The following is a 4166-nucleotide window of genomic DNA, read 5'->3' on the forward strand; positions in this document are numbered from 1 at the left end:
GTATGGATGGGTGTATTACTCCAATTTTTGCATATTGCGTCAATACTATCAATAGCTATCTCATCATCTTGTGTTATTTTCAAGTCATAGATGTTGTGCAAGGCTTCTACATAGTCCGATACTATATTGTCAGGCATATTGCCTTGTTTGAGTAAAGTCGCACTCTGGTCTATCAGAATGGTATCACCACGAACTGCCTGCGCTCCGATTGCGACAATAAAGTCCGGTTTACCCGGATCAATTACGCATAAATTATCTTGTGTTTTTATCTCAGGTTCAGCCCCCAACATAAAAGCGGCAGTTGCCCCCTCGCTATGCCCTAATAATCCCACGTTATTGAAGTTCTCCACCATTCGTACATATTCTAATACACATCGGGCATCCCGCACAAAATCTTCGGTCGTGGCAGTTGTTCCGTCACCTGTTGATTTCCCATGTCCCCGATCATCATACCGAAAAGATGCAATGCCATTTCTTGCAAGATAATCGGCTATCACAGCAAAGGGTTTGTGTCCAAAAATTTCCTCATCCCGGTTTTGAAGCCCGCTACCTGTTATCATTACAACGACGGGAGTTGCAGTGTTATAATCTTTTGGGAGAGTGAGAGTCCCTGAAAGGATTACATCGTCCGATGGATTATTGATGTTGATTTCTTTGGTCGTATATGGATACGGAGGTAGCGGAGTCTGTGGCCGTTTTAATTCAACAGTTCCCGGAGATAATTCAATATTCGCTTTCATCGCCCCTTGACTGCAAATACCTGTTATAATCCCATTTTGTTGTCGTCCGGCAAAAGATAATCCAATTTGTCGGAATGATATATTAACCGAATCGGCAGAAATGAAATTCACATCTCCTGCTATTCCATAAGCACCTTGATCCGGAGAATCGAGAGTTACCAACTGTATTCCGTCCTCTTCGGTTTTGAAATTGAATACTAATTTCAGTGACAACTGTGGAGTGATTCTTAATGTCCCGCTCCATGCCCCTGATATATTCTTCGATGCCATAACACTGATTACAGAAAAAATGGCTATAAATACCATCATTAGAAACTTCTTGCTCATACCTGATCTGTTGTTTTAGTTAGTTCCATCAAGGTATGGCCATCTGCATCTTTAAGAAATAGAATCGTATCATTCTTTATCTCAAAGGTCTTTATAGCAGGAAGAATGTGCTTCATACTTTCTTCCATAAGCATATCCTCACAAGCCATTTCGGTGGATGTTATTTCCGGAAATATCAACTTGTCCCCTTTGAGAATATATTGACCGGACACCAAATTGCACCCCGTATTACAGAATACATTTCCTTGATTATCAAATTCAAGTGAATAATCACTTCCATCGGCTACGGTGGAAAGGGCGAATGGCGTGGAAGTTGCGATACATTTATACTCCACGATTCGCCATTTACCGGATAGCCCCACACTTGTATTCTTGTCACAAGAAAGCAACAATAGACCTATAAATAAAATGGTCCAGTTGGGTAATTTCATTTTCTATTTCGTTTTATTGTTTGACATCCTCTTCTGCTCATTTCTTCTGCATATGCAATCTCGCCATGTTCCCTTATATAGCTAATACAAGACGGACGGTCAGAATTGAAGATGAACGCGAACACTTTGCTTATAAAGTTGGAATAGGTTTTACACTCTCTTACGTCACGCTTACATTTGGCACAGGTATGATAGCCTCTGCTTATGCAACATTGACGGATTTTACACCACGATGCTTTTTCGTTCTTCTCACATCCGGGACATCTCCCTGACAAGAATTTGCGACACGATCCACAAAACAGCTCGCAAGCTGCGACGCTATCAAAATCTGCTATTACCTGATTCATACAAATCACAACGCTCTAAAATGCTCGATTGCCGTTATAATCAACCCTAAAGACGCTCTGAAATGCTTGATTGCCGCTATAATCAACCCTAAAATGACCGCATTGACAAGCACAATCGGAACAGCTTTCTTTTCGTTCTTAGCAATCATAATCACCATAGGCATAGTCATTAGAACTGATACAATCGGACCGGCTAAAAAGTCGTTGACATTCAACTGAGGAAGTGTAGTGTTGAAGATAATGAAAGTTACCACCACATACTGCACAAAAGCAGACCAACAGTTTGCCTTATCCATTTTTTTGAGAAACATAGGGAGGGCATTGACGGCTCCGATAACGACTCCGATAAGTATTGTAAATACTAATTCCATTGTTTTTTTAGTTTTATGATACAGGAGATGCCGTACTGAAAAATACGGCATACTCCAAGCATCAGATAAGATAATTGTCCTATTGGTATTCTGTTTTGCTATTATTCGCCGTTTGACGACCAATATTCATTGCAGATGTAATAATTAAATTCCAATGTATAGCTTGATTCTGCTGGCAGACCGTTATTGAGTCCGGGATGGAATTGCGGAAGCATAAATGCCACACGAAGGGCTTCGCCATCAAGTGTCTTTCCTGAACTTTTCACTATTTTGGCATCTTTTACCACTCCGTCCTTAGCAATGGTGAGTTGCACGACTGCATCCATATTAAGAACACCGTCTTTATAGGCGGTTTCAGGGAATTTTATGTTCTTGTTGATGAAAGCTCTCAATTTGTCCTTGCCGCCGGGGAAGTTGGGAGCGGTTTCAGTCTTGATGAATGGCACGGCATTGTCCGCATCCGCTTTCTCCGTCACCACCATATCGGAATTTCTTTCTGTCACGCGAATGGTGGAATCGGATTTTTCGCTAATTTTGTAGCGCAGATCCTCCACCGGCGTAGCGGCAGATACCTCGTTGATTACTGCTGACACTGCAGGGGTGGCCAGACCGATTAATGCGAGTGCCATCGCAGGCACCATGACAAAGGCACGCACACGGGCTGTGCCTGTCTGTTTGCTTGATAACATCATAGTTATACGTTTTTTAAGTGAACTGTGATTGAGACAGTTGGAAAGAGTTGCGAACCTTGCTCCAACTGTCTTTTTTATTAGAAACATCTGATACTCCTCTCGTTTTACGCCCGATGCAAGCACACGGCTGTCGGCTTCATACTCATGGAGGGTATGAAGCTCATTGCGCAGAAGCCATATAGCTGGACAATACCAAGTGATAATAATCGCTGCCTGCATAAAAAGCAAGTCAATCCAATGGCGACATTCTATATGCGCTTTTTCATGGCGTACTATCATCTGCCCATACTCATACCAGTCACGTCTGGGCATCATCATATACCCGCACCATGCAAACGGAGCAACACTGTTGTGGCGATGAAGGATTATGTGACTGCCATCTTGTTTTATATGTTCTCCTTTAATAATGAAGAGTGCCAACCGTACCAGTGAAACGAGAAAATAAAGAGTCATGACAATAACCCCGATAAGGTAAAGTGTGACTATATAATCCCATATCGGAGTGATTTCCTCTGATATCGAATTGGCAATATAGGTAACTTCGACCGGATTAAAAGCGATTTCAATATTATCCTCCATAATATCCGTTATCCAAAAAGTATTAAGTATGAAGATTGGAGAAACGAAAGCAAGCGTTATACAGAACAACAACAATATCCTATTGAACCGGAAACATCTGGTATTGGCAAGAACACATTTGTACACCACCCAGACTACAATCAGGAGAGTGCTTGCCAATAATGAATATGCTAAAAATATGCCTGCCATTGTTATTCCTTTCCTCTGTTAGATATTTGTGATATTATTTCCTTAGCCTCTTCATCGCTATATTCCTCGCTGTTAATCAGGAAGTTCACAACATTCTGAATGGAATTGTTGAAATACCGCCTAATGACACTCTTCAGATTTTGTCCACAATAATCCTCTCGCTCTATTATGGGGAAATATATGAAGCTTGTGCTTTCAACTTTATGATTGAGATAGCCTTTCTGTTCGAGAAGTTTCACGAATGTGGCTACCGTAGTCCGGCTTGGACGCGGCTCATTGTGAAGGGCAACGACATCCCGAACCGAGAGTGCCCCGCTTTCCCAAAAGAAGTTCATTACTTCTTCTTCTCTTTCTGTTAATTGCTTCATATCTTCCATTTATATTTAGTCTAATTAAATTAGACGATTTAGTAATGCAAAAATAGTCTAATTATTTTAGACGACAAAATAATACTATTAGAAAAAACTGAAATTTTTCAATAGTGTGGATA

Annotated in this window: 6 protein-coding genes; all 6 read right to left on the reverse strand. The window is 41.0% G+C overall.

What is annotated here, in order from left to right:
* A partial coding sequence (locus tag C5O24_RS11230; protein WP_107681840.1) for an alpha/beta hydrolase occupies positions 1 to 1067 on the reverse strand: 1067 nt, incomplete at its 3' end.
* Complete coding sequence (locus tag C5O24_RS11235) at positions 1064 to 1498, reverse strand: META domain-containing protein (protein WP_010801773.1); 435 nt, start codon at positions 1496 to 1498, stop codon at positions 1064 to 1066. The genes C5O24_RS11230 and C5O24_RS11235, both read right to left, overlap by 4 nt.
* Positions 1495 to 1845, reverse strand: coding sequence for a DUF3795 domain-containing protein (locus tag C5O24_RS14525; protein WP_080650778.1), 351 nt, complete (start codon positions 1843 to 1845; stop codon positions 1495 to 1497). Before C5O24_RS14525 ends, C5O24_RS11235 begins: the two co-directional genes overlap by 4 nt.
* Positions 1846 to 1850: 5 nt before the next feature.
* On the reverse strand, positions 1851 to 2216 hold the full coding sequence (locus tag C5O24_RS11245) for a hypothetical protein (RefSeq protein ID WP_010801772.1): 366 nt from the start codon (positions 2214 to 2216) through the stop codon (positions 1851 to 1853).
* 101 nt (positions 2217 to 2317) lie between these two features.
* On the reverse strand, positions 2318 to 3487 hold the full coding sequence (locus C5O24_RS11250) for a M56 family metallopeptidase (RefSeq protein ID WP_010801771.1): 1170 nt from the start codon (positions 3485 to 3487) through the stop codon (positions 2318 to 2320).
* 191 nt (positions 3488 to 3678) lie between these two features.
* Entirely contained in the window at positions 3679 to 4044 is a 366-nt protein-coding gene (locus C5O24_RS11260) for a BlaI/MecI/CopY family transcriptional regulator (RefSeq protein ID WP_010801769.1), read from the reverse strand.
* Positions 4045 to 4166: the final 122 nt, after the last annotated feature.

The organism is Paramuribaculum intestinale (assembly GCF_003024925.1).
GTDB classification, from domain to species: Bacteria; Bacteroidota; Bacteroidia; order Bacteroidales; family Muribaculaceae; genus Paramuribaculum; species Paramuribaculum intestinale.

What these genes read in the sequence shown, in the direction of transcription:
- C5O24_RS11260 (WP_010801769.1), bottom strand. Translation starts at nt 4,044, where the DNA reads ATGAAGCAATTAACAGAAAGAGAAGAAGAAGTAATGAACTTCTTTTGG.
- C5O24_RS14525 (WP_080650778.1), bottom strand. Translation starts at nt 1,845, where the DNA reads ATGAATCAGGTAATAGCAGATTTTGATAGCGTCGCAGCTTGCGAGCTG.
- C5O24_RS11245 (WP_010801772.1), bottom strand. Translation starts at nt 2,216, where the DNA reads ATGGAATTAGTATTTACAATACTTATCGGAGTCGTTATCGGAGCCGTC.
- C5O24_RS11235 (WP_010801773.1), bottom strand. Translation starts at nt 1,498, where the DNA reads ATGAAATTACCCAACTGGACCATTTTATTTATAGGTCTATTGTTGCTT.
- C5O24_RS11250 (WP_010801771.1), bottom strand. Translation starts at nt 3,487, where the DNA reads ATGGAGGATAATATTGAAATCGCTTTTAATCCGGTCGAAGTTACCTAT.